Annotated in this window: 29 protein-coding genes and 1 pseudogene; 21 read left to right on the top strand and 9 right to left on the bottom strand. The window is 62.5% G+C overall.

The features are described 5' to 3' along the window. The first annotated feature begins 68 nt into the window (after nucleotides 1-68). Complete coding sequence (locus tag LB559_RS24140; protein WP_224675153.1) at nucleotides 69-1,586, top strand: MFS transporter; 1,518 nt, start codon at nucleotides 69-71, stop codon at nucleotides 1,584-1,586. A gap of 59 nt (nucleotides 1,587-1,645) precedes the next feature. Here LB559_RS24140 and LB559_RS24135 read toward each other — a convergent pair whose 3' ends face one another. Further along, nucleotides 1,646-2,848 carry a pyridoxal phosphate-dependent aminotransferase gene (locus tag LB559_RS24135; protein WP_027162106.1) on the bottom strand — a complete coding sequence of 401 codons (1,203 nt, stop codon included), beginning with the start codon at nucleotides 2,846-2,848 and terminating at the stop codon, nucleotides 1,646-1,648. Between the two features lie 207 nt (nucleotides 2,849-3,055). Here LB559_RS24135 and LB559_RS24130 point away from each other — a divergent pair, with 207 nt between their 5' ends. From LB559_RS24130 to LB559_RS24120, 3 genes are all read left to right on the top strand, one after another. Continuing rightward, a complete protein-coding gene (locus tag LB559_RS24130) occupies nucleotides 3,056-3,949 on the top strand; it encodes an EAL domain-containing protein (protein WP_224675152.1) in 894 nt (297 codons plus the stop codon). Continuing rightward, on the top strand, nucleotides 3,946-4,794 hold the full coding sequence (locus LB559_RS24125; protein WP_027162105.1) for an EAL domain-containing protein: 849 nt from the start codon (nucleotides 3,946-3,948) through the stop codon (nucleotides 4,792-4,794). The genes LB559_RS24130 and LB559_RS24125 overlap by 4 nt, the downstream gene beginning before the upstream one ends. 112 nt (nucleotides 4,795-4,906) lie before the next feature. After that, entirely contained in the window at nucleotides 4,907-5,515 is a 609-nt protein-coding gene (locus tag LB559_RS24120; protein WP_013530087.1) for a glutathione S-transferase family protein, read from the top strand. 22 nt (nucleotides 5,516-5,537) lie between these two features. On the opposite strand, the pseudogene LB559_RS24115 reads toward LB559_RS24120, so the two are convergent. The 3 genes and pseudogenes from LB559_RS24115 to LB559_RS24105 all read right to left on the bottom strand — a co-directional run bounded on the left by LB559_RS24115 (nucleotide 5,538) and on the right by LB559_RS24105 (nucleotide 6,472). Then, nucleotides 5,538-5,791, bottom strand: a pseudogene (locus LB559_RS24115) (type II toxin-antitoxin system RelE family toxin). Continuing rightward, the gene (locus LB559_RS24110; RefSeq protein ID WP_224675151.1) at nucleotides 5,788-5,988 is read right to left on the bottom strand and encodes a hypothetical protein; all 201 of its coding nucleotides are present in this window, start codon (nucleotides 5,986-5,988) and stop codon (nucleotides 5,788-5,790) included. The pseudogene LB559_RS24115 and the gene LB559_RS24110 overlap by 4 nt, the downstream one beginning before the upstream one ends. A gap of 271 nt (nucleotides 5,989-6,259) precedes the next feature. Then, nucleotides 6,260-6,472: a cold-shock protein gene (locus LB559_RS24105; RefSeq protein WP_010910991.1), complete on the bottom strand. Its 213-nt coding sequence runs from the start codon at nucleotides 6,470-6,472 to the stop codon at nucleotides 6,260-6,262. Between the two features lie 274 nt (nucleotides 6,473-6,746). Between LB559_RS24105 and LB559_RS24100 the strand changes: the two genes are divergently transcribed. Then, nucleotides 6,747-7,076, top strand: coding sequence for a hypothetical protein (locus tag LB559_RS24100; RefSeq protein WP_027162103.1), 330 nt, complete (start codon nucleotides 6,747-6,749; stop codon nucleotides 7,074-7,076). Between the two features lie 26 nt (nucleotides 7,077-7,102). Here LB559_RS24100 and LB559_RS24095 read toward each other — a convergent pair whose 3' ends face one another. Beyond that, nucleotides 7,103-7,993 (bottom strand): LysR family transcriptional regulator, encoded by an 891-nt coding sequence (locus tag LB559_RS24095; protein WP_024504141.1) that lies wholly within the window; start codon nucleotides 7,991-7,993, stop codon nucleotides 7,103-7,105. Between the two features lie 149 nt (nucleotides 7,994-8,142). On the opposite strand from LB559_RS24095, the gene LB559_RS24090 reads away from it, so the two are divergent. From LB559_RS24090 to LB559_RS24075, 4 genes are read left to right on the top strand one after another with little or no spacing between them, the layout of a single operon-like run. After that, nucleotides 8,143-9,045, top strand: a complete 903-nt coding sequence (locus LB559_RS24090) for an MBL fold metallo-hydrolase (protein WP_224675150.1) — start codon at nucleotides 8,143-8,145, stop codon at nucleotides 9,043-9,045. Nucleotide 9,046: 1 nt separating this feature from the next. After that, the gene (locus LB559_RS24085; protein WP_013530093.1) at nucleotides 9,047-9,436 is read left to right on the top strand and encodes a nuclear transport factor 2 family protein; all 390 of its coding nucleotides are present in this window, start codon (nucleotides 9,047-9,049) and stop codon (nucleotides 9,434-9,436) included. 26 nt (nucleotides 9,437-9,462) lie between these two features. Then, nucleotides 9,463-9,636, top strand: coding sequence for a hypothetical protein (locus LB559_RS24080; RefSeq protein WP_224675149.1), 174 nt, complete (start codon nucleotides 9,463-9,465; stop codon nucleotides 9,634-9,636). Then, nucleotides 9,602-9,952 (top strand): nuclear transport factor 2 family protein, encoded by a 351-nt coding sequence (locus tag LB559_RS24075; RefSeq protein WP_224675225.1) that lies wholly within the window; start codon nucleotides 9,602-9,604, stop codon nucleotides 9,950-9,952. Before LB559_RS24080 ends, LB559_RS24075 begins: the two co-directional genes overlap by 35 nt. 30 nt (nucleotides 9,953-9,982) lie before the next feature. Here LB559_RS24075 and LB559_RS24070 read toward each other — a convergent pair whose 3' ends face one another. After that, on the bottom strand, nucleotides 9,983-10,552 hold the full coding sequence (locus tag LB559_RS24070; protein ID WP_224675148.1) for a methylated-DNA--[protein]-cysteine S-methyltransferase: 570 nt from the start codon (nucleotides 10,550-10,552) through the stop codon (nucleotides 9,983-9,985). Nucleotides 10,553-10,733: 181 nt separating this feature from the next. Between LB559_RS24070 and LB559_RS24065 the strand changes: the two genes are divergently transcribed. The 5 genes from LB559_RS24065 (at nucleotide 10,734) to LB559_RS24045 (ending at nucleotide 15,521) form a co-directional block, all read left to right on the top strand. Further along, the gene (locus LB559_RS24065; RefSeq protein WP_027162099.1) at nucleotides 10,734-11,639 is read left to right on the top strand and encodes a lytic transglycosylase domain-containing protein; all 906 of its coding nucleotides are present in this window, start codon (nucleotides 10,734-10,736) and stop codon (nucleotides 11,637-11,639) included. 5 nt (nucleotides 11,640-11,644) lie between these two features. Beyond that, on the top strand, nucleotides 11,645-12,133 hold the full coding sequence (locus LB559_RS24060) for a GNAT family N-acetyltransferase (protein WP_024504138.1): 489 nt from the start codon (nucleotides 11,645-11,647) through the stop codon (nucleotides 12,131-12,133). Between the two features lie 284 nt (nucleotides 12,134-12,417). Beyond that, nucleotides 12,418-13,686, top strand: a complete 1,269-nt coding sequence (locus LB559_RS24055; protein WP_224675147.1) for an ABC transporter substrate-binding protein — start codon at nucleotides 12,418-12,420, stop codon at nucleotides 13,684-13,686. Nucleotides 13,687-13,741: 55 nt separating this feature from the next. Continuing rightward, entirely contained in the window at nucleotides 13,742-14,695 is a 954-nt protein-coding gene (locus tag LB559_RS24050; protein ID WP_411970114.1) for a carbohydrate ABC transporter permease, read from the top strand. A 1-nt stretch (nucleotide 14,696) separates the two neighbouring features. Continuing rightward, entirely contained in the window at nucleotides 14,697-15,521 is an 825-nt protein-coding gene (locus LB559_RS24045; RefSeq protein ID WP_224675146.1) for a carbohydrate ABC transporter permease, read from the top strand. A gap of 28 nt (nucleotides 15,522-15,549) precedes the next feature. Here LB559_RS24045 and LB559_RS24040 read toward each other — a convergent pair whose 3' ends face one another. After that, nucleotides 15,550-15,885 (bottom strand): hypothetical protein, encoded by a 336-nt coding sequence (locus LB559_RS24040; protein WP_013530101.1) that lies wholly within the window; start codon nucleotides 15,883-15,885, stop codon nucleotides 15,550-15,552. 145 nt (nucleotides 15,886-16,030) lie between these two features. Here LB559_RS24040 and LB559_RS24035 point away from each other — a divergent pair, with 145 nt between their 5' ends. Together LB559_RS24035 and LB559_RS24030 are read left to right on the top strand one after the other, a co-directional pair. Further along, nucleotides 16,031-16,774, top strand: coding sequence for a DUF899 family protein (locus LB559_RS24035; protein WP_224675145.1), 744 nt, complete (start codon nucleotides 16,031-16,033; stop codon nucleotides 16,772-16,774). 132 nt (nucleotides 16,775-16,906) lie between these two features. Next, nucleotides 16,907-17,461: a DUF4142 domain-containing protein gene (locus tag LB559_RS24030; RefSeq protein ID WP_027162094.1), complete on the top strand. Its 555-nt coding sequence runs from the start codon at nucleotides 16,907-16,909 to the stop codon at nucleotides 17,459-17,461. A gap of 160 nt (nucleotides 17,462-17,621) precedes the next feature. Here LB559_RS24030 and LB559_RS24025 read toward each other — a convergent pair whose 3' ends face one another. Next, nucleotides 17,622-17,942: a DUF1476 domain-containing protein gene (locus LB559_RS24025; protein WP_224675144.1), complete on the bottom strand. Its 321-nt coding sequence runs from the start codon at nucleotides 17,940-17,942 to the stop codon at nucleotides 17,622-17,624. A gap of 212 nt (nucleotides 17,943-18,154) precedes the next feature. Between LB559_RS24025 and LB559_RS24020 the strand changes: the two genes are divergently transcribed. The 5 genes from LB559_RS24020 (at nucleotide 18,155) to LB559_RS24000 (ending at nucleotide 21,075) form a co-directional block, all read left to right on the top strand. Next, complete coding sequence (locus LB559_RS24020; RefSeq protein ID WP_127368180.1) at nucleotides 18,155-18,538, top strand: DUF6152 family protein; 384 nt, start codon at nucleotides 18,155-18,157, stop codon at nucleotides 18,536-18,538. Beyond that, entirely contained in the window at nucleotides 18,539-19,000 is a 462-nt protein-coding gene (locus LB559_RS24015) for a hypothetical protein (protein ID WP_127368181.1), read from the top strand. Nucleotides 19,001-19,224: 224 nt separating this feature from the next. Further along, nucleotides 19,225-19,617 (top strand): Rid family hydrolase, encoded by a 393-nt coding sequence (locus tag LB559_RS24010; protein WP_063172891.1) that lies wholly within the window; start codon nucleotides 19,225-19,227, stop codon nucleotides 19,615-19,617. A gap of 172 nt (nucleotides 19,618-19,789) precedes the next feature. After that, the gene (locus LB559_RS24005; protein ID WP_127368182.1) at nucleotides 19,790-20,488 is read left to right on the top strand and encodes a DUF5343 domain-containing protein; all 699 of its coding nucleotides are present in this window, start codon (nucleotides 19,790-19,792) and stop codon (nucleotides 20,486-20,488) included. Beyond that, nucleotides 20,485-21,075, top strand: a complete 591-nt coding sequence (locus LB559_RS24000; protein WP_127368183.1) for a Swt1 family HEPN domain-containing protein — start codon at nucleotides 20,485-20,487, stop codon at nucleotides 21,073-21,075. Before LB559_RS24005 ends, LB559_RS24000 begins: the two co-directional genes overlap by 4 nt. Nucleotides 21,076-21,079: 4 nt before the next feature. Here LB559_RS24000 and carB read toward each other — a convergent pair whose 3' ends face one another. After that, nucleotides 21,080-24,586 (bottom strand): carbamoyl-phosphate synthase large subunit, encoded by a 3,507-nt coding sequence (gene carB, locus LB559_RS23995; protein ID WP_224675143.1) that lies wholly within the window; start codon nucleotides 24,584-24,586, stop codon nucleotides 21,080-21,082. Nucleotides 24,587-24,759: the final 173 nt, after the last annotated feature.

Here is a 24,759-nt window from a genome sequence, read left to right as displayed (position 1 = left end):
CAGCGCCATGCCGCCCGTTCAACTGACCGTCGGTCAGTAATTTGCGAAACTCACGTCCGGACATAGCCATGTCAAAGCACCGTTTGCCCCTGGTCGCCGCTGTCTATCTTGGTTCGTTCGTGGCTCTGCTCGACGTCAGCATCGTCAATGTCGCGCTGCCGACCATCCAGCAGGCGTTGCAAACCGATTTCGGCGGCCTGCAATGGGTGGTCGACGCCTACACGCTGTGCCTGTCGGCCTTCATGCTGTCGTCCGGCCTGATCGGCGACCGCTATGGCCGCAAGCGCTCATGGCTGGCCGGCGTCGGCATCTTCGTGGCCGGCTCGCTGATCTGCGCCGTCGCGCCCAATTTGCCGGTGCTGCTGGCCGGCCGGGTCGTACAGGGCATCGCCGGCTCGCTGCTCATTCCAGGCGCGCTGTCGATCCTGACGCAAGCCTTTCCCGATGCGCGCCAGCGCGCCGGCGTCATTGGCGGCTGGGCGTCGTTCGCCGCCACCTCTCTGCTCGTTGGTCCCGTCCTCGGTGGCATCCTGGTCGAGACCGTCGGCTGGCAAAGCATCTTCCTTATCAACCTGCCGCTTGGTCTGATCACGATCGCGCTCGGTGCTGCTTCGATCAACGAGACGGCGCATCCCGAACATGCCCATCTCGATCTCGTCGGCCTGGCTCTCAGCATCCTGTGGCTGGGGGCGCTGACCTTTGGCCTGATCTCGGCCGGCGAGAATGGCTGGGGCGAGCCAAGGACGGTCACGGCGCTCATCGCAGGGGTCGTCGGCCTGGCTGCTTTCCTCGGCTTCGAGGCGCGCACGGCACGGCCGATGCTGCCGCTTGGCCTGTTCCGTGACGTCCGCTTTGCCGTCGCCAATGTCGCTTCGTTCGCGCTCGGCTTCACCTCCTATTCCAGCGTCTTCTTCTTCTCGATGTTCCTGCAGCAGGTGCAGGGCTGGTCGCCGACGCAGACCGGCCTGCGCATGGCGCCGGCCTTCATCGTCCAGATCGTGGTGTCGCCGTGGATCGGCAGGCTGAGCGCGCGCTATGGTCACTCCGCGCTGATGACCATCGGCTATGTTGCTATCGGCCTGTCCATGCTCGGCATGTGCTGGGCCGGTCCTTCGACGTCCTACGCGATGCTGTGCCTTCTGTTCGCCATCGGCGGCCTCGGCAATGCGCTTGCAATCCCGACCGGCAGCGCTGCCGCCATGTCCTATGCGCCGCGCGAACGCTCGGGCATGGTGTCGGCGGTCATCAATGCCACCCGCCAGAGCGGTCTTGCCATCGGCATCGCCTTGCTCGGCGCCTTGATGAGCATGCGGGCAACCAACCTTTTGACCGGGTATCTCGGCGATGCCGGTGTCGCCAACGCGGAAGCGGTCGCCCGTGCTGCAATTTCGCGGCATGATTTCGCAACCGATGCGGCGATGGGCGAAAGCGGCGTGCATGAACTCTATGCTGCCGCCTATGCCGGCGGCTTCCATGCCGCCATGCTGACGGCAGCGATCGGCGCGTTCCTCACCGCCGCACTGCTGGTTGCCGTGCTGGCGCCGGCCGAGGCGCGCTCGGCCAAAGAGACCAAGCACCAGGCGTGAGGCTGACGGCCCATTGAAAACCGGCAGTGAAGCCGGGTTCTGCGTTCAAAGCGCGCCGCTCAGGTCAGCGAAGCCGTAAAGCGCTGGATGCGCGTGCAGGCTTCCTCCAGAAGCGTCTCCGAGGTGGCGTAGGAGATGCGGAAGTTGGGGCCGAGGCCGAAGGCCGAGCCGAACACCACCGCGACGCCCTCGGCTTCGAGCAATTCCGAGCAGAAGGTTTCGTCGGTGTCGATCGGCTTGCCGGCCTTGGTCTTCTTGCCGATCAACTGGGCGCAGGAGGGATAGACATAGAAGGCCCCTTCCGGCGACGGACAGGTGATGCCGCGCGCCTGGTTGAGCATCGAGACGACGAGGTCGCGACGGCCTTGAAAGATCGCCTTGTTTTTGGCGATGAAATCCTGCGGGCCATTCAGCGCCTCGACGGATGCCCATTGCGCGATGGTGCAGGCGCCCGATGTCTGCTGACCCTGGATCATGTCCATCGCCTTGATCAGTTGGACCGGGCCCGCCGCATAACCGATGCGCCAGCCGGTCATTGCATAGGCTTTCGACACGCCGTTCATGGTCAGCGTGCGCTCGTAGAGCTTAGGCTCGACCTCGGCGATGGTCCTGAAGACGAAATCGCCATAGGTCAGGTGCTCGTACATGTCGTCGGTCAGCGTCCAGACATGCGGATGCTTCAACAGCACGTCGGCCAGCGCGCGCAGTTCGGCCTCGGTATAGGCGGCACCCGACGGGTTCGACGGCGAGTTCATCAGCAGCCATTTGGTCTTCGGCGTGATCGCCTTTTCCAGCACGGAAGCGGTCAGTTTGAAGCCGTTGTCGATCGAGGTGTCGGCAAACACGGAGGTGCCGCCGCAGATCGCCACCATCTCGGGGTAGCTGACCCAGTAGGGGCGAGGAATGATGACCTCGTCGCCGGGGTTCAGCGTCGCCATGAAGGCGTTGAACAGGATCTGCTTGCCGCCCGTACCGACGATGGTCTGCTCGGGCTTGTAGTCGAGATTGTTCTCGCGCTTAAACTTTTTTGCGATCGCCTCGCGCAGCGGCACGATGCCCGAAACCGGCGGATACTTGGTTTCGCCGCGGCGGATCGCCTCGATTGCCGCATTCTTGATGTTGTCGGGCGTGTCGAAATCCGGTTCGCCGGCGCCGAGGCCAATAATGTCACGGCCGGCATTTTTCAGCTCGCGCGCTTTCTGCGTGACCGCGATGGTGGCGGAAGGCTTCACGCGCGAAAGGGTGTCGGCAAGAAAGGCCATGAGCTTGACGTCTCCATGGAAGATCGGCGCGGCCAGGAGCGACCGCGGCGCTTCTCATGTCGCATGATTTCGCGCAACGCAAGCATTGTCGGCTGATCCAGGTCTCAAGGAGCTGTGATCGGACCAGGGGTCGGCAACAATAAATTCATTAACGAGCGGTAGAGGCTTGAGTGGCAGGATCGCAGACCAATTGCGGAGCGAGGAACCGTGTCGCGCAGCGTCGGGCTTGCCCACATCATCCGTCAGGACGACGGCACCTCCACCGGTGTCTGGGGCATCTACACGTTGCAAAGCGCTTTCCAGCCGATCTTCGCCTTCAAGGAAGGCAAGCTGTCGGTGGTCGCGTTCGAAGGGCTGATCCGACCGTTCCGCGACGGCGAGCCACAATCGCCGATGAATTTCTTCTCGACCTGTCCGGCCGCCGACCGGCTGCATATCGAGGCGCTGACCAGGACGCTGCATCTTCTCAACGCCGGTGCCTGCCTGCCGCGGGAAGCGTCGATCTTTGTCAATTTCGACCCGTCGGTGTTCACCGAACGCACTGTTGCCGACGCTGCCTTGCGCGAGATGCGGCTCGTGCTGCACGAGGCCGGCATCGACCCGCGTCGCGTCGTCTGCGAGGTGACCGAGCAGCGGTCGGCGTCGCAGGAAGCCTTGCACGGCTTCGTCGCGGCACTGAGAGCCAACGGTTTCCGCATCGCCGTCGACGACTATGGCGCCGACGATTCCGACATCAACCGGGTCAAGGAGTTGAAGCCGGATATCGTCAAGTTCGATGCCTACTGGATCACGCAGCTGATGGAGTCCGGCGCCGGCTTCGCGTTGCTGACCACCATGGTGAAGAACTTCGAGGAGCAAGGCATCCATACGGTGTTCGAAGGCATCGAGGAGGGCTGGCAACTGGAGCTCGCCGAGAAATCGGGTGCGTCGATGGTGCAAGGTTTCGTGCTGGCGCGACCCGAATTGGCGCCGACCAGCTTTGGCGTCTTCGACAAGGCCGGGCAGGCGCCTGTCGCTGCTGCCGTCGACACGTCGGCTGCTGCCGTGGCAACGGCTTCGGCGCGGCCGGTCAAGGCCTTCGGGCGCCGCGTCGCGACATGAGAGGTGATCGGCGGCGCAATGTCGGCGATGCGATCCGGGTCGACGAAGTCGGCATCGAATACGGCATGTATGGCGAGTTCCGGCTGCGCAGCGCCTATCAGCCGATTTTCGCGCCGCGCGGCCGGTTCCTTCACGCGGTCGCGGCCGAAGCCCTGATCGAGCCGCACCGTGCGGGCCGCCCCGGCGCGCCAAAGATGTTCTTCGAAAGCGTTGCCGTCTCGGACCGGCTGTTTGTGGAAACCATGTGCCGGGCGCTGCATCTCAGGAATTTTCGCAACATCGGCGTCGACGGGCTCGACCTGTTCTTCAACTACAATCCGTTGATCAACGACCATGCCGGGCGGGCACTGGCCGAGATTCGCCTGATGACCAGGCATCTCGGCGAGTTCGGCCTGGCGCCGGCCATGCTGGTCTGCGAAATCACCGAACAGGCGGCGGACGACGCGCTTCTCGCGCGGCTGGTGCGCGAAATGCGGCGCGACGGCATCCGCATCGCCATCGATGATTTCGGCACCGGGCACTCGACCGAGGAGCGGGTGAGCCTGCTCAAGCCCGACATCGTCAAGATCGATGGCACCTGGTTCGCGGAGTTCTGTCGCCACGCTGCCGCTGAACGGTTCTTCCGCCCGCTGGTTTCCAGCTTGCATGACCGCGGCGCCAAGGTGCTGGTCGAAGGCATCGAGCAGCCCACCCATCTGCGCGTCGCGCTCGAAGGCGGCGTCGACCTGCTGCAGGGTTTTCTCCTCGCCCGCCCAGCCTTGGCGGGGACCGTTTTCGAGGAAGAGCCACTGAACATCGACACGCTGCTGGGTACCGGCGGCAATGTCGTCCCGCTGTTCGGCTAGGGGCGCCACTATTCACACATCAGCGGCGCTGATCGTCGCGACAAAACAAATCATTGGTTGAGTCCGCCGCCGCTGCGATAATCGCGCGGAGAGAGTGCTCGGGGGAACAGCCATGATACTTTACGGCATGATCGACAGCGGCAATTGTTACAAGCCGCGCCTGCTGATGGCGAAGCTTGGCCTGGCCTTCACCAACGTCGAGGTGAGTTCGCACACAGGCGACACACGCAAAGCCGACTTTGTCGCCAAGAACCCGAACGCCATGGTGCCGCTGCTCGAGTTCGACGATGGCCGGCGGCTGGCCGAATCCAACGCCATCCTGCTCTATCTCGCCGAAGGCACACGCTTCCTGCCGGCGGACAGGTATGAGCGTGGGCTCGCGTATCAATGGCTGTTCTTCGAACAATACAGCCACGAGCCCTACATCGCCGTGCGTAAGGCGCTGCTGACCTTTCCCGAACGTGCTGGGGATGCGACCCCGGAGCGGCTGGCGGTGACGCTGGAGCGCGGCAACAAGGCGCTCGGCGTGATGAACAGGCATCTGGAAAACAATGCCTTCTTCGCCGGCAGCGCGCTCAGCGTCGCCGACATCGCGCTCTATGCCTATACGCATACGGCGGAGCAGGGCGGTTTCCAGCTCGACGCCTATCCGGCGGTGTCGGCATGGCTTGGCCGAGTGGAAGCGGATCCGGGGCATGTGCCGATCGAGTGGGTGGGGTAGCCTTCTCCTCCTGAAGGAGGGGCTATTTCAACAAATGGTCGTAGTCGGCGTGGGTGCCGACCCAGAACCAGATCACATCTTCATTGTTGCGTATGGCAACAGCCCGATAGTTTTCGTCAACTCGCGCCGACCAATAGCGACCGACCTGTTTGAAATGCAGTGAGGGATGAAAAGGATCGAACGCAGTCGGGCAAAACGCCTGTCCGCCTTTGCTCTGATTGACGATGGCAGTTTTTCATAAGCCTCCCAGAACGGTGGAGAGGCGACGTGGTTCACAGAGGCCGCGTCCGACCAGCGCGATGGTCAGCCAGCGCCTGTTCGGCAAGCCTGTCCAAACGGCCCGCCTTCGCGTCGGCTTCCATCTGCCGGTCCCACATATCCGCCTGGAGCGCCTCGAACCAGGCGGCAAACGCCTTCAGTTCCTCGGGGCTCAGTTCGGCGACGGATTGTTCGATCTGCTCAAGTTTGGTCATGGCCGAATGGTACCACTACTGGGCTAAAAGTACCACAAGTTGGAACCATAGTGCGGGCTGCGCCACCTAACCCAGACAGCAAAAAAGGCGGGATAAATCCCGCCTTCCCATGCTTGGTAGCCTGATCGGGAGCGTCCGGTCCGGGCTGGCAGCTATCTGCTGATCCAGCTTGTCGGGTCTTTCCGCTCCAGCGCGCTTCTCGCGCGACTGTCAGTACATCCGTGACTTGCCGCGCGCCCCGAACTCTCGCCCGGCGCGCGCTATCGCAAAATCAGGCTGCCTTGCTCAGAGATCCAGCGGACGACTTGCCAGTGCGGCGGTCCTGCTCGATCTCGAAGTTGATCTTCTGGCCTTCGACCAGGGTCGACAGTCCAGCACGCTCGACAGCGGAGATGTGGACGAATACGTCCGCGCCGCCCGCGTCAGGCTGAATGAAGCCGAAGCCCTTGGTGGCGTTGAACCACTTGACCGTTCCAGTTGCCATTTAGATAGTCCTTCACATTTGCTTTAGATTGACCGGACCGAGGTCCAGCCGGTGTGCATCGAGATTTTGGAGATAGACGTCAGCAAACGCGATTATCGCGAGGCCCGGATCGATCGGCCGAAATATCAATGGAAGGCATATAGGCTGCTTTCGCACAAAAAACAAGACTGTGTGAGAAAGCCGTGATCAGGGCGCTGCCCAATGGCCGCCCCAATCGCGTGAGAGCGTCACGACGGATCGCGACGTCCCTGGGCGGCGGATCAGGGAGAGGACCATGAAAACCATTCTGCTTGCCGCCTGCCTGACGCTTGTCGCCGCTCAGGCTCAGGCGATCTCGCGCTACGACCCGACGCGTATGAGCTGCGGCAAGGTTCAGGCGACGATCGCCCGGCAGGGGGCGGTCATCCTGCGCTACCAGTCGAAGCGGGTGCCGGGACTGCCGCTCTACGACCGTTATGTGCAGAGCCAGCGATTCTGCAGCATGGGCGAGGTGAGGACACGAGCCTACGTGCCGAGCGCCGACACAAAGTCCTGCCCGGTCTACAACTGCAAGCGGCCGGACAACGACCGGCATTTCCGCCGGCGGTTCTTCCATAACAACTAGCGCTTGTCGACCGGCAGCCATTGCTCTCAATCCCGGATATGCTCCGTGAGCATGGATACGAATTGCGTCACCTTTTGCGGGCGAAAGCGCGCCGCCGGATAGACCACGTGAATGCCGCCGGAGGGCAGCGCCCAGTCGGGGAGCACGTGGACGAGGCGGCCTTGCGATAGATAGTCGACGACCAGATAGTCCGGCAGAACTGCCAGTCCGCCGCCGGCGAGCGTCGCTTCCAGTACGGCGGGCGTCGAGTTGATGGAGAACGCCTCGCGCAGGGTGATGGTGCGCGGCTCGGAATCGCCTCGGGTGAAGTTCCAGGTGAACGGCTTGCGAAGCACGGCATTGGCAACGAGCGGCAAGGAAGAAAGATCTTCCGGCTTGTCCACCCTGATCCCGGCCGCGAAATCCCGCGACGCGACCAGGATTTGCCGGAAGGTGCCGATGCGTCGCGCCTGCTGGCTGGAGTCATCCAGCCAGCCAACCCGGATGGACAGGTCGATCTTGTTGCCGATCAAGTCAATTATGGCATCGGAAATGACCAGTTCGACGCCGCAGGCCGGAAATCTCTGGCGAAAGCGGGCGGCGATCGGGGCCAGCACGATCGCGCCATAGTCATTGGACGCGGAAACACGCAGCACACCGGCCACCTCGGCGTTGGCCTCGCCAACCTCGGCGACCGCTTCTTCGACATCCCGCAGGATCAGAACGCAGCGTGCATGCAGAAGACGGCCTGCTTCCGTCGGCTCGACCCTTCGCGTCGTGCGCACGAGAAGCGTGGTCCGCAGCTCAGCCTCGAGGCGAGCGACTTGTTGGCTGACGACTGTTTTCGTGATGCCAAGCCGCTCGGCCGCGCGGGTAAAGGAACCTGCGTCGACCACGGTGGCAAAATAGGCGAGGCGATTGAGGTTTATCGATTCCACCACGAAGGCTCATTGTAAGCTTTCAACATACAGTTTGTATTATTACGGCCAATTTATTGATTAATCCAGAGGGCTTACCGTGCCGTCTACCGTCCGCCCTGCGGGCCCGTAGCCGCACCCGATCCCCTTTCATTCAACGGAGATATTCCATGTTCACGAGGAGACAGATCATGAAGACCTCATTGGCCCTCGGCGCAACCGCCGTTTTCGCGCCCATCGACAGCGGCCAGGCCGCCGGCGCCAAGCTTGGCTGGAAACACTTCCCGGCGGGTCCAAACGGTTTCTTCCGTGCGCCGGTGCTGCTGTCGGGGCCGAGCGAAGCCCTGTTGATCGACGGCGGCTTCACCTATCCGGACGGCAAGGCGCTCGCCGATGCCATCAAGGCCACCGGCAAGAAGCTGACCACCATCTATGTCACTCAGTCCGATCCCGATTACTACTTCGGCCTGAAGCCGGTGCGGGACGCCTTCCCGGAGGCAAAAGTCATCGCTGCCTCCGCCACGCTGGAAGCCATCAAGGGCAATGTGGAGAAGAAGCTCGCCGTCTGGGGTCCGCAACTGAAGGAAAATGGCCCGCAGGCGCTTTCCGACATCGTCCTCCCCGAGGCAGTCGACGGCGCAACGCTGACGGTCGATGGCGAGACTGTAGAGATCGTCAATGCGGAAGAAGGATTGGCCAACCGCCGCTATCTGTTCGTGCCGTCGCTCAATGCCGTTTTCGGCGGGGTGATGATCTTCTCGGGCGTTCACGTCTGGACCGCCGACACGCAGACCAGGGAAAGCCGTGCCGCCTGGATCAAAACGCTGGACGCGATTGCCGCCCGCAAGCCCGCTGTCGTGGTGCCCGGCCACATGGCCCCCGATGCCGCGATCGGTCCTTCGGCGGTGGAGTTCACCAAGTCCTATCTCCTCACCTTCGAGGAAGAACTGGACAAGGCGGCAGACAGCGCCGCGTTGAAGGCGGCCATGGAGACCCGCTTCCCCGGCCTCGGTATGGGCGTCGCCCTCGATGTCGGATCCAAGGTCGCCAAGGGCGAGATGAAGTGGGGCTGACATGGCGACGAACCTCGATTTGATCCGTGGAACCTACGAGGGAACTTCCGAGGAGAACGGCCGCAATCTGCTGGCCGTTCTTTCCGCCGACATCGAATGGACCGAGGCGGAAGGATTCCCCTATGCCGGCACCTATGTCGGCATCGAGGCCCTGATGCAGGGGGTCTTCAAGCGGCTCGGCTCGGAGTGGATCGGATACCATGCCGACGTGCACAGCTTCATTGCCGATGGCGATCGGGTGGCCGCCTTCGGCGTGTATTCCGGTACATATAAGGCGACGGGAAAATCCATGACGGCCCCGTTCGCTCATCTCTACGAACTGCGGGACGGCAAGATCATCCGCATGCGGCAGTATGTCGATACGGTGCTCGTTGCGCGCGCACTGGCCTGACACCGAAGCAACCGAGGGAGACATCCGTGCTGCAACTTAAATCCTTCGCGGCGGCCGCTTTCGCGGTCGCGGCGCTCACCGCCGCGGCGCATGCGGGAAACACCAAGCCGGTCAAGCAGGTGCTGCAACAGCATGAATTGACTCAAAAAAAACAGGACGCTTGTCCTGAAAGCCTATCAGGCGCTGTTCGGCGACCATGACCTTACCGCGCTGGACCGCTATTGGGCCGAGGCTTACATTCAGCATAACCCGACGATGACGGATGGCCGAGACTCGGTCAAAAAGCTTCTCGAAAGCATGGGTGTCGCCAATTGGCCAAAACAAAAAGTCGACTTCAAGCGGGTGATCGCCGAAGGCGACCTCGTCATGACCCAGGTCGTTCAACCGAAGGCAGGCAACATGCCGGAGACCGTCATCGTGGACATTTTTCGCGTTGAAAACGGCAAGATCGCCGAGCATTGGGACGTGATGCAGCCGGTGCCCGCCAACCCGGTCAATAAGCGACCGATGTACTGATCCAGGCCTTCTGCCAGCGCCGGCCGCCGCTCAAAACCCGAACGATACCTGCGCCGGCGGCGGCGGGCCGACGCGCACGCCTTCCATGGCCAGCATCTTCTCCTTGGTGACCGAGCCGCCCGGCGCCGAGAAGCCGCCGATCTTGCCGCCGGCGGCAAGGATGCGATGGCAAGGGATGACCAGCGGCACCGGATTGGCGCCAAGGGCGGCCCCGGTTTCGCGGGCGAGCCCGGCATGGCCGGCGGTCTTGGCCAACTCGCCATAGGTGGTGGTTTCGCCGAAGGAGAGTTTTCGCGCCGCGTCGTAAATGGCGAGGCGGAAATCGTCGACGCCGTCGAGATCGACCGGCACGGCGGAGAAGTCGACATCCTCGCCCGCCGCATAGGCCTTGATCGCTGCGATCAGCTCGACCACCCATGGCGGCTGCGCCGTGGCGCTGGAAACGCCGCCATGGCGCAGCAGGCGCCGTTCCACCGCTTCGCGGCTGCGTTCGGGCAGGCAGAGCCGGATCAGGCCCTTTTCGCTCCAGGCAATGCCCATGAAACCGATCACTGTTTCTAACACTGCGTGGCCGGCCGTGATCGAAGCTGTCGTGACCATGATGCGTTCCTTCCCGCAAAGTGGCGAAATCCGGGATTCGTCCCAGTACATATCCGGAACAATATGGCATCGCCGCCTGCGTCTCGTCACCCGAAAACCACCTGATCGCCCCGATTGCCCGGCCTGAATCGCTGGTGTAAGGGATTTCTTAACAACCCGACAAACCGGACCCGAGCGCGGCTTGCCAGCAAAACTCAACCTTATCGCGATCGGCGTGATCCTGGCCGCCGCCGGCATCAGCGGCTGCACGTCGACCTCGCAGATGAAGTCCGCGCCTGCTCTCACCGAAACAGCGACCGCCGCCGGCGCTGATGCCGGCTTCACCGTGCCTCTGCCGGAGACGGTTTCGGTGCTGCCGGAATCATCGGGGATCGCCCCCGTTCAGACGGCCGAGCTGCCGCCCGATTCCGCCGCACAGCCGGCTGCGGCGACCGCCGCTTTTGCCGGATCGACACCGGCGGCACCAGCCGTGCCCGCGGTGATGACCGCCAATGCCTGGCAGGCGCCGCCGCCGGCAAATGCGAACGAACCGGTCAAGGCGGCCGAGACTTATACGACCGCGGGGCTGATCGTGCCGGCAACCGCCAAGGGCGACCGCATGCCCGGCGTCCAGCAGGTCGCCTATGTCGTGCCGCAGAACCCGGCGGCCCTGGTCCAGTTTCCGGCAGGGCCCGTGCAAGAAGAACACGCGACGGGCGTGCGTGGCGATGTTGAGCGGCTGATCGAGAAATATGCGGCGATCTATCAGGTGCCGGTGGACCTGGTGCGCCATGTCGTCAACCGCGAGAGCACCTTCAACCCGAAAGCCTACAACAACGGCCATTGGGGACTGATGCAGATCAAGCACGCGACGGCACGCGGCATGGGCTATGACGGACCGGCCAAGGGCCTGTTCGACGCCGAAACCAATCTGAAATACGCGGTCAAATATCTGCGCGGCGCCTGGCTGGTGGCCGGCGGCAACGCCAAGAAGGCCGACTGGCTCTATCAGACCGGCTATTATTACGACGCCAAGCGCAAGGGCCTGCTCGAGGCGACCGGCCTTGGCCGCGACCGCCAGCGCCGTCGCCTGCAACCCGACGCCTGAGCGCGATGCCTGAACCGCGCCCGCCGGCCCTGAACGACATCCGGCTGCGCAAGATCCTCGACGAGACGCTGGTTCCGCCGCACTGGCCCGACGGCTTTGTCATGCGCAGTTTCGAGCCTGGTGACGCGCCCGCCCTGCATGCGCTTTTGACGGAAGTGTTCGATGACGGCGCCGATGGTCCGTTCGACGAGTGGTGGCCGCGTATCGCGGACGATCCCGAATTCGACCCGGCGCTGTGCTTCCTCGTCATCGACGCCAAGGGCCGGCTGGCGGCGGCGGCGCTGTGCTGGACCCGCGCCTTCGTCAAGGATCTTGCCGTTCATCCCGAGGCGCGCGGCAAGGGTGTTGCCGAAGCGCTGATGTGGCACGCCTTCGCCGTTTTTCGCGAACGCGGCGCCGACCATGTCGACCTCAAGACCAACACGGTCGAGAATCCCGCCGCCGTCCGGCTCTATGAGCGGCTGGGTATGATGCCTGTCGCCTGGGAAGGCTAGGGTGTGCTGATATTCAGGTGATGCCGGCCTGCAAATGACGGCTTCCTGCGCTTCCGGTGCTCACGTACCCAAAAGTACGCTCCGCTCCGGTTCTCGGAAACCACCATTTTCGACTCGGCCTGACCTGAATCTCAACACCCCCTGATGGGTGTCGCCTCACGCAGGAACGGCGCGATTTGGGAACCCAAAGCGCCGCTTCGCATTCAGTGGGAGGTGAGGGCCTGACAAGCTGCCGGCGCGTGGGAGGATTTTCCGTGGCCGGCCGCGGAGGGACGTCCATCACCATGAAGTTTTCTCACGCATTCCTGGCGCTCGGCGTCGCCGCCATGCTGGTTGGTACGCCGGCGCGGGCCGTCGAGCTGTCGATGGTGTCGGGCGATACCGGCGACGGCATCAAGGTGCTGCGCGAGATCCTCGACCGTTACGAGAAAGACAGCGGCAACAAGGTCAACATCGTCGTCATGCCGACGTCCGGGACCGACCAGTTCGGCCAGTACCGGCTGTGGCTTGCCGCCGGAAACAGCGACATCGACGTCTACCAGACGGACGTGATCTGGGCGCCGCAGCTCGCCAGCCAGCTCGTCGATTTGACCGCAGCGACCAGGGACATCGTGGCCGAGCATTTCCCGTCGATCATCCAGTCGCAGACCGTCAATGGCAAGCTGGTCGCCTTGCCGATCTTCACCGATGCGCCGGCGCTCTACTACCGCAAGGATCTACTCGACAAATATGGCGCCAAGGTGCCGGCCACCTGGAAGGAACTGGCGGACACCGCCAGGCTGGTCATGGACAAGGAACGTGCAGCCGGCAATCGGGATATCTGGGGCTTCGTCTTTCAGGGCAACGCCTATGAGGGGCTGACCTGCGACGCGCTCGAATGGGTGATGTCGAATGGCGGCGGCCAGATCATCGAGCCGGACGGCTCCATCTCCATCAGCAATCCAAAAGCGGCGGCGGTGCTCGATATGGTCAAGGGCTGGGTTGGGACCATCGCGCCGCCCGGCGTGCTCGCCTACCAGGAAGAGGAATCGCGCGGCGTCTGGCAGACCGGCAACGCGGTGTTCATGCGCAACTGGCCCTATGCCTATGCGCTTGGCAACGGCGAGGGCTCGCCGATCAAGGGCAAGTTCGACGTGGCGCCGCTGCCGGCCGGCACCGGCGAAGGCGCCCGACCGGTCGCGACGCTGGGTGGCTGGAACCTCGCGGTCTCCAAATATTCGAAGCATCCGGATGCCGCGATCGAGCTGGTCAAGTTCATTGCCTCGCCCGCGATGCAGAAATACCGCGCGCTGAAGACGTCCAACCTGCCGACCATCCAGGCGCTGTATGACGATGCCGACATCGCCAGGCAACACCCGATTATTCCGCGCTGGAAGCAGATCTTTCTCAATGCGGTGCCGCGCCCCTCGGCCGCCACCGGGATCAAATACAACGAGGCGTCGAGCCAGTTCTGGAACGCCGTTCACAACACGCTCTCGGGCGACGGCACTGCCGCCGACAATCTGGCCGACCTCGAAGCGACGCTGACCAAGCTGAAGGGCCGAGGCTGGTGACGATACTGGGACAGCCGGCCGGCGGGACCGCAGCGAGCGGAGCGAGATGACAGGGATGAAACCGGAAACAGCCAAGGCCGCGCACGCGCCGTTGAGGGCACAGCGCGTTCGCTCGGCGTGGCTTTTCCTGGCGCCAATGCTTCTGGTGCTCGCCGCGGCGGCCGGCTGGCCGCTTGCCCGCACGGTCTATTTCAGCTTCACCGACGCCTCGCTGGCCGATCTCGACGCGCGCCAATGGGTCGGCTTCGCCAATTACTTTTCGGTACTTCACATGCCAAGCGGCCGGACCCTCTATGACGGGTTGCTGGTCGACCCTGTCTGGTGGCGTGCCGTCTGGAACACAGTGCGCTTCACCGTGATTTCGGTGACCTGCGAGACCATCCTCGGCACCATCGTTGCCCTGGTTCTCAACGCCGAATTCCCAGGCCGCGGCATCGTCAGGGCGGCGATCCTGATCCCCTGGGCGATCCCGACGATCGTCTCGGCGAAGATGTGGCAATGGATGCTCAACGACCAGTTCGGCATCATCAATGTGGTGCTGCTCAATCTTGGCCTGATCAGCACCAAGATCGCCTGGACGGCCAACGCCGACACCGCGATGGCGGCGGTCCTCATCGTCGATATCTGGAAGGCGACGCCATTCATGACGCTGCTCATCCTGGCCGCGCTGCAGATGCTGCCGAGGGAGATCATCGAGGTCGCCAGGCTCGACGGCGCCAACCCCTGGCAGATCTTCTGGCGGGTGACCTTGCCGCTGATCCGCCCCGCGCTGTTGGTGGCGGTGATCTTCCGCGCGCTCGATGCACTGCGCATCTTCGACCTGATCTATGTGCTGACGCCCAACAATGTGCACACCAAGTCGATGTCGGTGTTCGCCCGCGAGAACCTGTTCGAGTTCGACAAATTCGCCTATGGCTCCGCCGCCTCGACCCTGCTCTTCCTCATTCTCGCTCTGCTTACCATCGTCACCATCCGGATCGGCCGGATCAGCCTGGACGGGGACCGCTGAGATGTGGATCGTGAAGCGCACGGCCTTTTACCTGCTGGTCGGGGCAATCGTCTTCGTCGCGGTGTTCCCGTTCTATTACGCGATCGTCACCAGCCTGAAATCCGGGACCGATCTGTTCCGGGCTGATCTGTGGCCAACGACGATCAGTTTCGCCAATTACCGGAATGTGCTGACCGAGGGCGCCTTCGTGCGCAACCTCGCGAACTCGCTCTTCGTCTCCGGCGCAGTCGTCGCGCTGTCGCTGTTGCTCGGCGTCACATCAGCCTACGCGCTGGCGCGCATTCGATTCCGCGGCCGCTCGGCCCTGCTGTTCATCATCCTGTCGGTGTCGATGTTCCCGCAGGTGGCGCTGCTGGCCGGGCTGTTCGAACTGGTCCGCATGTTCGGCCTCTACAATTCGCTGTTCGCGCTGATCTTCTCCTACATGATCTTCACCTTGCCGTTCACCGTCTGGGTGCTCACCACCTTCGTCCGGGACCTGCCGGTCGAGGTCGAGGAGGCGGCGATCCTCGACGGCGCAACGCCGTGGATCATCGTCACCCGGGTCTTCCTGCCGCTGATGTGGCCGGCGCTGGCGACCACCGGACTGCTGGCCTTCATCGGTGCGTGGAACGAGTTCCTGTTTGCCCTGACCTTCACCTCCAACAACGTACAGCGGACCGTGCCGGTGGCGATCGCGCTGCTCTCCGGCAACTCGCAGTTCGAGATCCCGTGGGGCAACATCATGGCCGCCTCGGTGATCGTCACGGTGCCGCTGGTGGTGCTGGTGCTGATCTTCCAGCGCAAGATCGTCTCCGGCCTGACCGCCGGCGGGGTCAAGGGGTGAGGAGCGGTCAGCGTAGTTCGGACCGTTGTCAGATGTCCGGCGCGTTGCCTATCTTCTGCTTGAGATCAAGCGCCCAGGTGCGGCCTTCATCGCCGCCCCACAGCAGCCAGGCGATGTAGCCGGCCGAAGGGTTCTGCTCATTGCCGTAATTTCTGCCGCGCTTGTCGACCTCGTGGCGGGCGAAATAGCTGACCATGCGGCGAATGGTGGAGGGCGCGAGCTTTTCCCGGTTCTTCAGTTCGGTGGCGCGGGCGACGCCGATCTCGGTGCCGCCGCGGCCGAATTCTCCGCGCAGCCTGAGGCCCTTGGCGGCATTGTCGGCCACCACTTGCGGGCAGCGCAGATCGATCTCGTCGTCGTGCATTTCGTCCCCCGGATCACGCTGCCCGAACAGGGATTACGACATCTCACCATGCGCAATAAATGTCGGAGCCGATCACCGCCAAACGTCCTTGGGTCGCAGAGCAACCGCGCCGGGACGCCGGCGCCGCGACTTGAAGGAGCCGATCATGATCACCTTTCCCAACGAATCCGCGAAATACCGCACCGCGCGCGAAAAATTGCTGAAGAAGGAAATCGAGCTGCGCAGGGTCATGGAAGAGGTCGCCGAGGCCCGGCGCGCGCTGCCGCCGGGCGGGCTGATCCGCCAGGACTATGAATTCGACGCACTGGATGCCCAGGGCAAGCCCGCGAAGACAAGGCTGTCGGAGCTGTTCGCGCCCGGCAAGGACAGCCTGATCCTCTACAACATGATGTTCCCGCGCCACCCGCAGGAGAAGCGCGATGTGGCGACCAGCGGCGGCACGGCGAAGCTCGCCCGACCGGACCAGCCATGTCCGTCCTGCACGGCATTGCTCGATCAATTCGACGGCGCGGTCGGGCATCTCCAGGCGGCCGGCTTCAATTTCGCGGTGGTGGGCAAGACCGCGCTCGAAAACCTGGTCACGCTCGGCCGCGATCGGGGTTGGCGCAACATGCGGCTGGTGTCTTCGGCTTCCAACAGCTTCAAGCGCGACTACAATGCGGAGGCGGCCGACGGCTCACAGATCCCGCTGCTGTCGGTGTTCCACCGCGACGGCGACGGCATACGCCATTTCTGGAGTTCGGAACTGGATTTCGCACCGACGGAGCCCGGTCAGGATCCGCGTGGCCTCGGCACCTGCGAAACGCTGTGGAATCTGATGGATTTCACGCCGGAAGGTCGCCCGAACTGGAACGAGCAGCTGCAATATGGCGAAGCTTGCTGCCACTGAAGGCAGTTGTGGCCAGCCGCCGCGGTTCGGGTAATCGAGGCGACACGCGCAGGCTTCTTCCTCATGACCTGCAACCGGAGTGCCCAAGCGACGTTGGATTGTCCGAGGGACAATTCCAACCGGAGACATGCCATGAAGACGCTTACCATTCTGACCGCAGCAGCATTGCTTGCCGGCGCGCCGGCCTTTGCCCAGTCGAACACGACCGCCACGACCACGCCGCTCGCCGCCACGACGAAGGTCGACACTTCGACCTTCATCAAGACGGTGCCGAGCGCCAATGAGTTCGAGATCCAGTCCAGCAAGCTCGCCGAGCAACAGGCGACCGACGCCGACGTCAAGGCGTTCGCCAAACAGATGATCGCCGATCACACCAAGGCCGGCGAGGAATTCAAGGCGGCGCTTGCCCAGGGCCAGACAACCTCGGCCACCGCACCGTCCGGTCCGGCCCTGCAGCCCAAGGAGCAGAAGATGCTCGATGAGCTGAAGAGCGCCAGCGGCGATCAATTCCAGGCCAAATACATCGAGATGCAGACCAACGCTCATAAGGAAGCCGTCGCGCTGTTCAGCGGCTATGCGAAATCCGGCGACGACCCGGCAATGAAGGAATTCGCCAAGAAAACCCTGCCGACGCTGCAGATGCACGAAAAACACGTGAAGGAACTGGCCGCCGCGCATCAGGGGTGAGGGCGGTTCACTATGGCGCCCCCCTCTGTCCTGCCCGGCAGGACAGAGGGGGGCGCCGTAGAGCGCTACGATGGAAGCCAGCCCGCTTGGCCAACCAACACCACAATGTGGCCCTGTGCCTTAAGGACGGCACGCCCTACCGATCAAGGCTGAGCGGCGCTCAGGTCGACCTGATCTGCTCGACCGCGGTCACCAGCAGCTCTTCCATGGCGGTGCGTATCTGGCCATCCGACTGGGCGATGCCCGCCGCGTCGAAGTCGGCGCGGACCTTGCGGAACACATCGTTGTCGCCTGCCTCTTCGAAATCCGCGTGCACGACCTCCCTGGCATACGCGTCGGCGTCAGCACCGGATTTGCCGAGCTGTTCGGCGGCCCACAGGCCGAGCAGCTTGTTGCGGCGCGCCATGGCCCTGAACTTCGTTTCCTCGTCCATCGCAAACTTCTTTTCGAAGCCTTCCTGACGGTCTCTCATGCTGCTCATGGTTCGCCTCGTTTCCGATGGGAGTCCGATCTTCAGCCCAGGGGAAGAACGGCCAGGAAAGAGAGAGTGGCGCGCATGGGTGTCATTAACAAGGCGTCATGCCGGCGATTGGGCGGGCGCTTGGCGGTCCAGTCTTTCGCTCGATATGATTTGACGTTGCCGCGCCGTGTCCTACTCTCAAGTGCCTGCGGGATGAACCGAGGAGACGAGCGATGCAGTTCAAGGCAATTCGCAGCGTCGCGCTGACGGCGGCCGTGATGCTTGCCGCCGGCACCGCGGCCTATGCCCATCACGGCTGGTCGTGGACACAGGATGGGTTTTTCGAACTCAAGGGCAAGATCACGGCCATCTATATCGGCAATCCGCACGCCACGCTGGATGTCGACGCGGAGGGTGAGGCCTGGCGGGTGGAGATGGCGCCGCCATCACGCACGATCGCCGCCGGCTTCACGGAGGAGGTGGCCAAGGTCGGCGACGAGGTGACCGCGATCGGCAACCGCTCGGTGGAGGCGAGCGAAAAGCGCATGAAAGCTGTCCGCGTCATCGTCGGCGGGAAAACCTATGATGTCTATCCCGACCGAGTGCCGCCGGCGTAAATGGCCGAGTTCCTTGCCGGCATTGAGCATCTTGCGTTGGCGCGGTGGCTGAAGGCTTCCTTCATTGCCTACCCCATAGTCAATGCGCTCCACATCATGTCGATCGGTGCGCTGCTGACCAGCGTCGTTCTCATGGACCTCAGGATCTGCGGCGCCTTCCGTTCGCTGCCGCAAGCCGCATTCGTCGCGCTGCTGCGCCGCATTGCATTAAGTGCGTTCGCGGGTGCGCTCGTCACAGGCTCGCTGCTGTTTTCGGTCAAGGCGGGCACCTATGCGGCGATGCCGGTTTTCCTCGCCAAGATGGCACTCATCCTTCTCGCCGGCGTCAATTTCCTCGCCTTCATGCGCTTTCGCCGCGCAACAGGCGGCGACGCGCCGGCAGGCGGGATCGCCCTGGCCGTGCTCTCGATGCTGTTGTGGACTTCCGTGCTTTTCGCAGGACGGTTCATTGGTTTTCTTTAGCGCCGCATCTTCCTTCTCCCCCTGTGGGAGAAGGTGGCCTCGCGAAGCGAGGTCGGATGAGGGGTGTTCCAGGGAACGCCGCCGCCTCATTCCGCTGGAACACCCCTCAACCGTCCCGGCGCTAACGCGCCGATCCACCTTCTCCCACAAGGGGAGAAGGGAAGAACGGCGCTGGCGTTCCGCCAGTGCGGGGATAAGCTCCCTGCAAACAAGGGAGATTTGCCATGAAGAAAGAAATCATCGAAGTGCCGGTCATGTCGGACAAGGTGCGGGCGCTCGGCCTGCCCTGTTCGACGGCGGTCAAGGCCAACGGCTTCGTGTTCATCTCGGCGACGCCGCCGGTGGACATGGTGACCGGCGAGATGGTGCGCGGCGACATCGAGGTGCAGACCGAGGCGTCGCTGAAGGCGCTGAAGCATTGCCTGGAAGCGGCCGGCACCTCGCTCGACAATGTGGTGATGGTGCGCATCTACGCCGTCAATTCCGGCTTCTACAACGCCATCAACCGGGTTTATGCGAGGTACTTTAGCGTCAACCCGCCGGCGCGCAGTTTTGTGCCTGTGGCGTCTTGGCCGATGGAGTTTGATATCGAGATCGAGTGTGTGGCTGTGGCTTGAGGGGCTTCACCAATACGGCGTGGGCGATTCGCCAAGAAGATGCTGCAGGCACTCAATATGTACAAAAAACAGATGAAGGAGCTGCCGGTGTCGGGCGCAGCGATAGAGTGGCCGGAGGATTGCATGTAATGCCAGTCAGTTTATAATATTTCGAATAGGGCAGGAGGGGAAAGTGGCAGAAAAAGAAACTGGTTCAAACGCAGCCGTGGCCGCTGTGAAAGACGAAAAGAAGGCAGTACCCAATCGAGAGATACCCGGAAACATGCCATACACGTCTAGTGTTGGCGTGTTTAAAAGGGCGATTCAGAAAATACCTGTCAGCGAGAGACCGCCAAAATTTAATAGAGACTTCCTGAACACTGTATTTGAGATAACTGGTGGAAGTTCAATACCAGTTATACCTATTTTGAAAAGGGTTGGATTCTTAACTAGTGATGGCACACCTACCAACTACTACTCTGAATTTCAAACTGACGGAGGCAGGGCTTCAGCTGCACTCCACGCGTTGAAGACGGGCTTTTCCGAAATTTTTAAACGGAATCAGTACGCGCACAAGGCCGATCGCGACAAGATTATCGACGCAATCGTCAGCATCACTGGGCTAAATCGTGCGGACAAAGTTGTTGGCTATATTTACGGTACTTTCAGTGCGTTCCAAGAGTATGCGCAAGGAGCTGATGAGAATAAGGCTGCTGCCGTAAACGCCCCCGCGAACTCAGATTCGATGAGTTCTACACCGGATCGCATTAGCGCCCCTCAGCTAAGCCTTAACGGTATCTCATATCAGATTAATTTGGTTCTACCTGCGACTACAAACATAGAAATATACAACACAATATTTCGAAGCATCAGGGAAAACCTGATAAAATGATAGACCTTCATAAATTGGAGCTATACATTCTGAAATGCGCTGTAATCCAGGCGGAAGTGGAGAAATTTGATCAGGCTGACGGCTCTCCCTTAGGCATGAATCGTACGGATGCTGCTGCGGTTTACGACGAGCACCTGGCGCAATTTTCTAGGGAGAGCCGTTCTCGTGCTTCGAAGATGGCATCATACTATGAATTATTCTATCTCGTAGAGAACGAGATTAGAAGAATAATCCAAGAGACATTAGAGGAATCTTATGGCCGATCCTGGTGGGATACTTGTGTCGATCAGGTGATTAAAGACGAGGTTGATAAGAATCGTAAAAGAGAACTGGAGCTGGCTCTCTCGATCCGCTCCGAGCGGGAAATAGACTATACTACTTTTGGACAGCTTGGGGACATAATAAGAAAAAACTGGGCGAATTTCGCCGGCATCATGAGTAACCAACCAGCCCTATCAAGGGTACTGCATCAGCTTAACGTGTTACGTGGTACGATCGCCCATTGTGGTTTTTTGGCCGAAGACGAAGTCGACCGTCTTCATCTTACTATCAAAGACTGGTTTCGGGTGATGGCAGGCCCACGCTAGCTCCTCACGCAAAATACTCCTGCAGCGGCCGCACTTCCAAACTCCCCGCCTTCAGCGCCGCAATAGCCTCCGCCACCGCGGCCGCTCCCGACAGCGTCGTATAATACGGCACCTTCTGCATCAGCGTGGCACGGCGGAGCGACTTGGAGTCCGACACCGCCTTCTGGCCATCCGTGGTGTTGAAGACGATCTGGACCTGGCGGTTGCGGATGGCGTCCTCGATGTGGGGGCGGCCTTCCAGCACCTTGTTGATCTTCTGGGCGTCGACGCCGTTTTCGGCGAGGAAGCGGGCGGTGCCTGAGGTCGCCAGCACCTTGAAGCCAAGGCCGGCCAGGCGCTTGACCGCCGGCAGGATGCCTTTCTTGTCCTCGTCGCGCACCGAGACGAACAGCGTGCCGGAGCGGGGCAGGTCGACGCCGGCGCCCAACTGGCTCTTGGCGAAGGCGAGCGCGAAATCGCGGTCGAGGCCCATGACCTCGCCGGTCGAGCGCATTTCCGGTCCGAGCAGGATGTCGACGCCGGGGAAGCGGGCGAAGGGGAACACCGCTTCCTTGACCGCGATGTGGCCGGGGTTCCTGGGGTCGGGCATGGCGCCGTAATGGGCGAAGGCGTCTTCCAACCTCTCGCCGGCCATGATGCGGGCGGCGATTTTCGCGATGGGCCGGCCGATGGTCTTGGCGACGAAGGGCACGGTGCGCGAGGCGCGCGGGTTGACCTCCAGCACATAGACCGTGCCGTCCTTGATCGCGTACTGCACGTTCATCAGGCCGCCGACATTGAGCGCGCGGGCAAGGGCTGCCGTCTGGCGTTCCAGCTCGTCGACCAGTTCGGAAGGCAGCGAATGCACCGGCAGCGAGCAGGCGCTGTCGCCCGAATGGATGCCGGCTTCCTCGATGTGTTCCAGAATGCCGGAGACGAAGGTCGCCTTGCCGTCGCAGAGGCAGTCGACATCGACCTCGATGGCGCCGGAGAGATAGGTGTCGAACAGCAGCGGGTTCTTGCCCAGCAGCGTGTTGATCTGGCCGGTCTTGTCGTTGGGGTATTTCTGCTTGATGTCCTCCGGCACCAGGCCGGGCACGGTGTCGAGCAGATAGGTCTGCAGCATGCCCTCGTCATGGATGATCTGCATGGCGCGGCCGCCGAGCACATAGGATGGGCGCACCACCAGCGGGAAGCCAAGCTCGCCGGCAACCAGGCGGGCCTGCTCGACCGAATAGGCGATGCCGTTCTTCGGCTGGCTGAGGTTGAGCTTGTGCAGCAGCTTCTGGAAGCGGTCGCGGTCTTCGGCCAGATCGATCATGTCGGGCGAGGTGCCGAGGATGGGGATGCCGGCCTTCTCCAGCGCATCCGCCAGCTTCAGCGGCGTCTGGCCGCCGAACTGGACGATGACGCCGACCAGCTCGCCCGAGGCCTGTTCGGCGCGCAGGATCTCCAGCACGTCTTCGGCCGTCAGCGGCTCGAAATAGAGCCGGTCCGAGGTGTCGTAGTCGGTCGAGACGGTCTCCGGGTTACAGTTGATCATGATCGCTTCGTAGCCGGCATCGCGCAGCGCGAAGGCCGCGTGGCAGCAGCAATAGTCGAACTCGATGCCCTGGCCGATGCGGTTGGGGCCGCCGCCGAGGATGACGACCTTCTTGCGCGACGAGACCTGCGCCTCGTTGGCCAGCGCGCCGGCGAACGGCACTTCATAGGTCGAGTACATGTAGGCGGTGGGCGAGGCGAACTCGGCCGCACAAGTGTCGATGCGTTTATAAACAGGATGAACGTCGAGCTTTTCGCGAGCTTTCTGAATCACTTCGGCGTCGGTCTTCGTCAGCGACGCGAGGCGCGCGTCGGAAAAACCCATGGCCTTCAGCATGCGCAGGTTGACGGCATCCTCGGGAATGCCGTGCTCGCGGATGCGGGCTTCCATGGCTACGATGCCGGCGATCTGTTCGAGGAACCAGGGGTCGATCTTGCACATGGCGTGCACGTCTTCCAACGAGGTGCCCATGCGGATCGCCTGCGCCACCATGCGCAGCCGGTCGGGCGTCGGCGTGCCGAGCGCTGCACGAATGGCGTTGCGGTCGTCGGCATGGTTGGCGGAACCGAGGCCCCCATGGCTGAGACCAGGGATTTCGATCTCGTCCAGACCAGTCAGGCCGGTTTCCAGTCCACGCAACGCCTTCTGCAAGGATTCCTGGAACGTGCGGCCGATGGCCATGACCTCGCCGACCGACTTCATGGCGGTGGTCAGCACCGGCTCGGCGCCGGGGAATTTCTCGAAGGCGAAACGCGGGATCTTCGTGACGACGTAATCGATCGACGGCTCGAAGGAGGCCGGCGTGGCGCCGCCGGTGATGTCGTTCTCCAGCTCGTCCAGCGTGTAGCCGACGGCGAGCTTTGCGGCGATCTTGGCGATCGGGAAACCGGTCGCCTTCGAGGCCAGGGCCGACGAACGCGAGACGCGCGGGTTCATCTCGATGACGACGAGGCGGCCATCGGCCGGATTGACGGCGAACTGCACGTTGGAGCCGCCGGTCTCGACGCCGATCTCGCGCAGCACCGCGATCGAGGCGTTGCGCATCATCTGGTATTCTTTGTCGGTCAGCGTCAGCGCAGGGGCGACGGTGATCGAGTCGCCGGTATGCACGCCCATCGGGTCGATGTTCTCGATCGAGCAGACGATGATGCAATTGTCCGCTCTGTCGCGGACGACCTCCATCTCATACTCCTTCCAGCCGAGCACGCTCTCCTCGATCAGCACTTCGGTGGTCGGCGAGGCGTCGAGGCCGGACTGGACGATCTCGTAGAATTCGGCGCGGTTGTAGGCGATGCCGCCGCCGGTGCCGCCCATGGTGAAGGAGGGGCGGATGATGGCCGGCAGGCCGACATGGTCGAGCGCCTGGGCGGCGATCGCCATGCCATGGCTGATATAGCGCTGCTTGCGGTCGCCTTCGCCGAGGTTCCAGCGGGTTTCCAGCGCATCGAGCGCGGCGTCGAGATCGGCCGGCTTCTCGGCCTTGAGCGCCGCGCGCTCGGCCTCATGCGTCTTGCGGTCGGTGTTCTTGACGTCGGTGGCGTTGGCCAGCATCGACTTCGGCGTTTCCAGGCCGATCTTCTTCATCGCCTCGCGAAACAGCGCGCGGTCCTCGGCCTTGTCGATGGCGGTAGCATCGGCGCCGATCATCTCGACATTGTAGCGCTCGAGCACGCCCATGCGGCGCAGCGACAGAGCGGTGTTGAGCGCGGTCTGGCCGCCCATGGTCGGCAGCAGCGCGTCGGGCCGCTCCTTGGCGATGATCTTGGCCACCACTTCTGGCGTGATCGGCTCGATATAGGTGGCGTCGGCCAGTTCCGGGTCGGTCATGATGGTGGCCGGGTTGGAATTGACCAGGATGACGCGGAAGCCTTCCTCTTTCAGCGCCTTGCAGGCCTGCGTGCCGGAATAGTCGAACTCGCAGGCCTGGCCGATGACGATGGGGCCGGCCCCGATGATCAGGATCGACTTGATGTCAGTGCGTCTTGGCATGTCAAAGGTCCGTTCGGCGGGCGGCTTGCACAAAAAACCGGGACGGGAAGACCCGGCCGGTTGTGCTCGCGATTCTGGTATCAGGCTAGGAGGGCCTTATAGGGAAGAGTTTTGACTGATGTAACCCCGAAAATGCGAGGTAGGGGAATAGGGGAATAGGGGAATAGGGGAAT

It is taken from the genome of Mesorhizobium sp. BR1-1-3 (assembly GCF_020165455.1).
In the GTDB taxonomy this organism is placed as follows: domain Bacteria; phylum Pseudomonadota; class Alphaproteobacteria; order Rhizobiales; family Rhizobiaceae; genus Mesorhizobium; species Mesorhizobium ciceri.
Note: the sequence above shows the minus strand (reverse complement) of the source record. Positions and strands in the feature narration are given on the sequence as shown.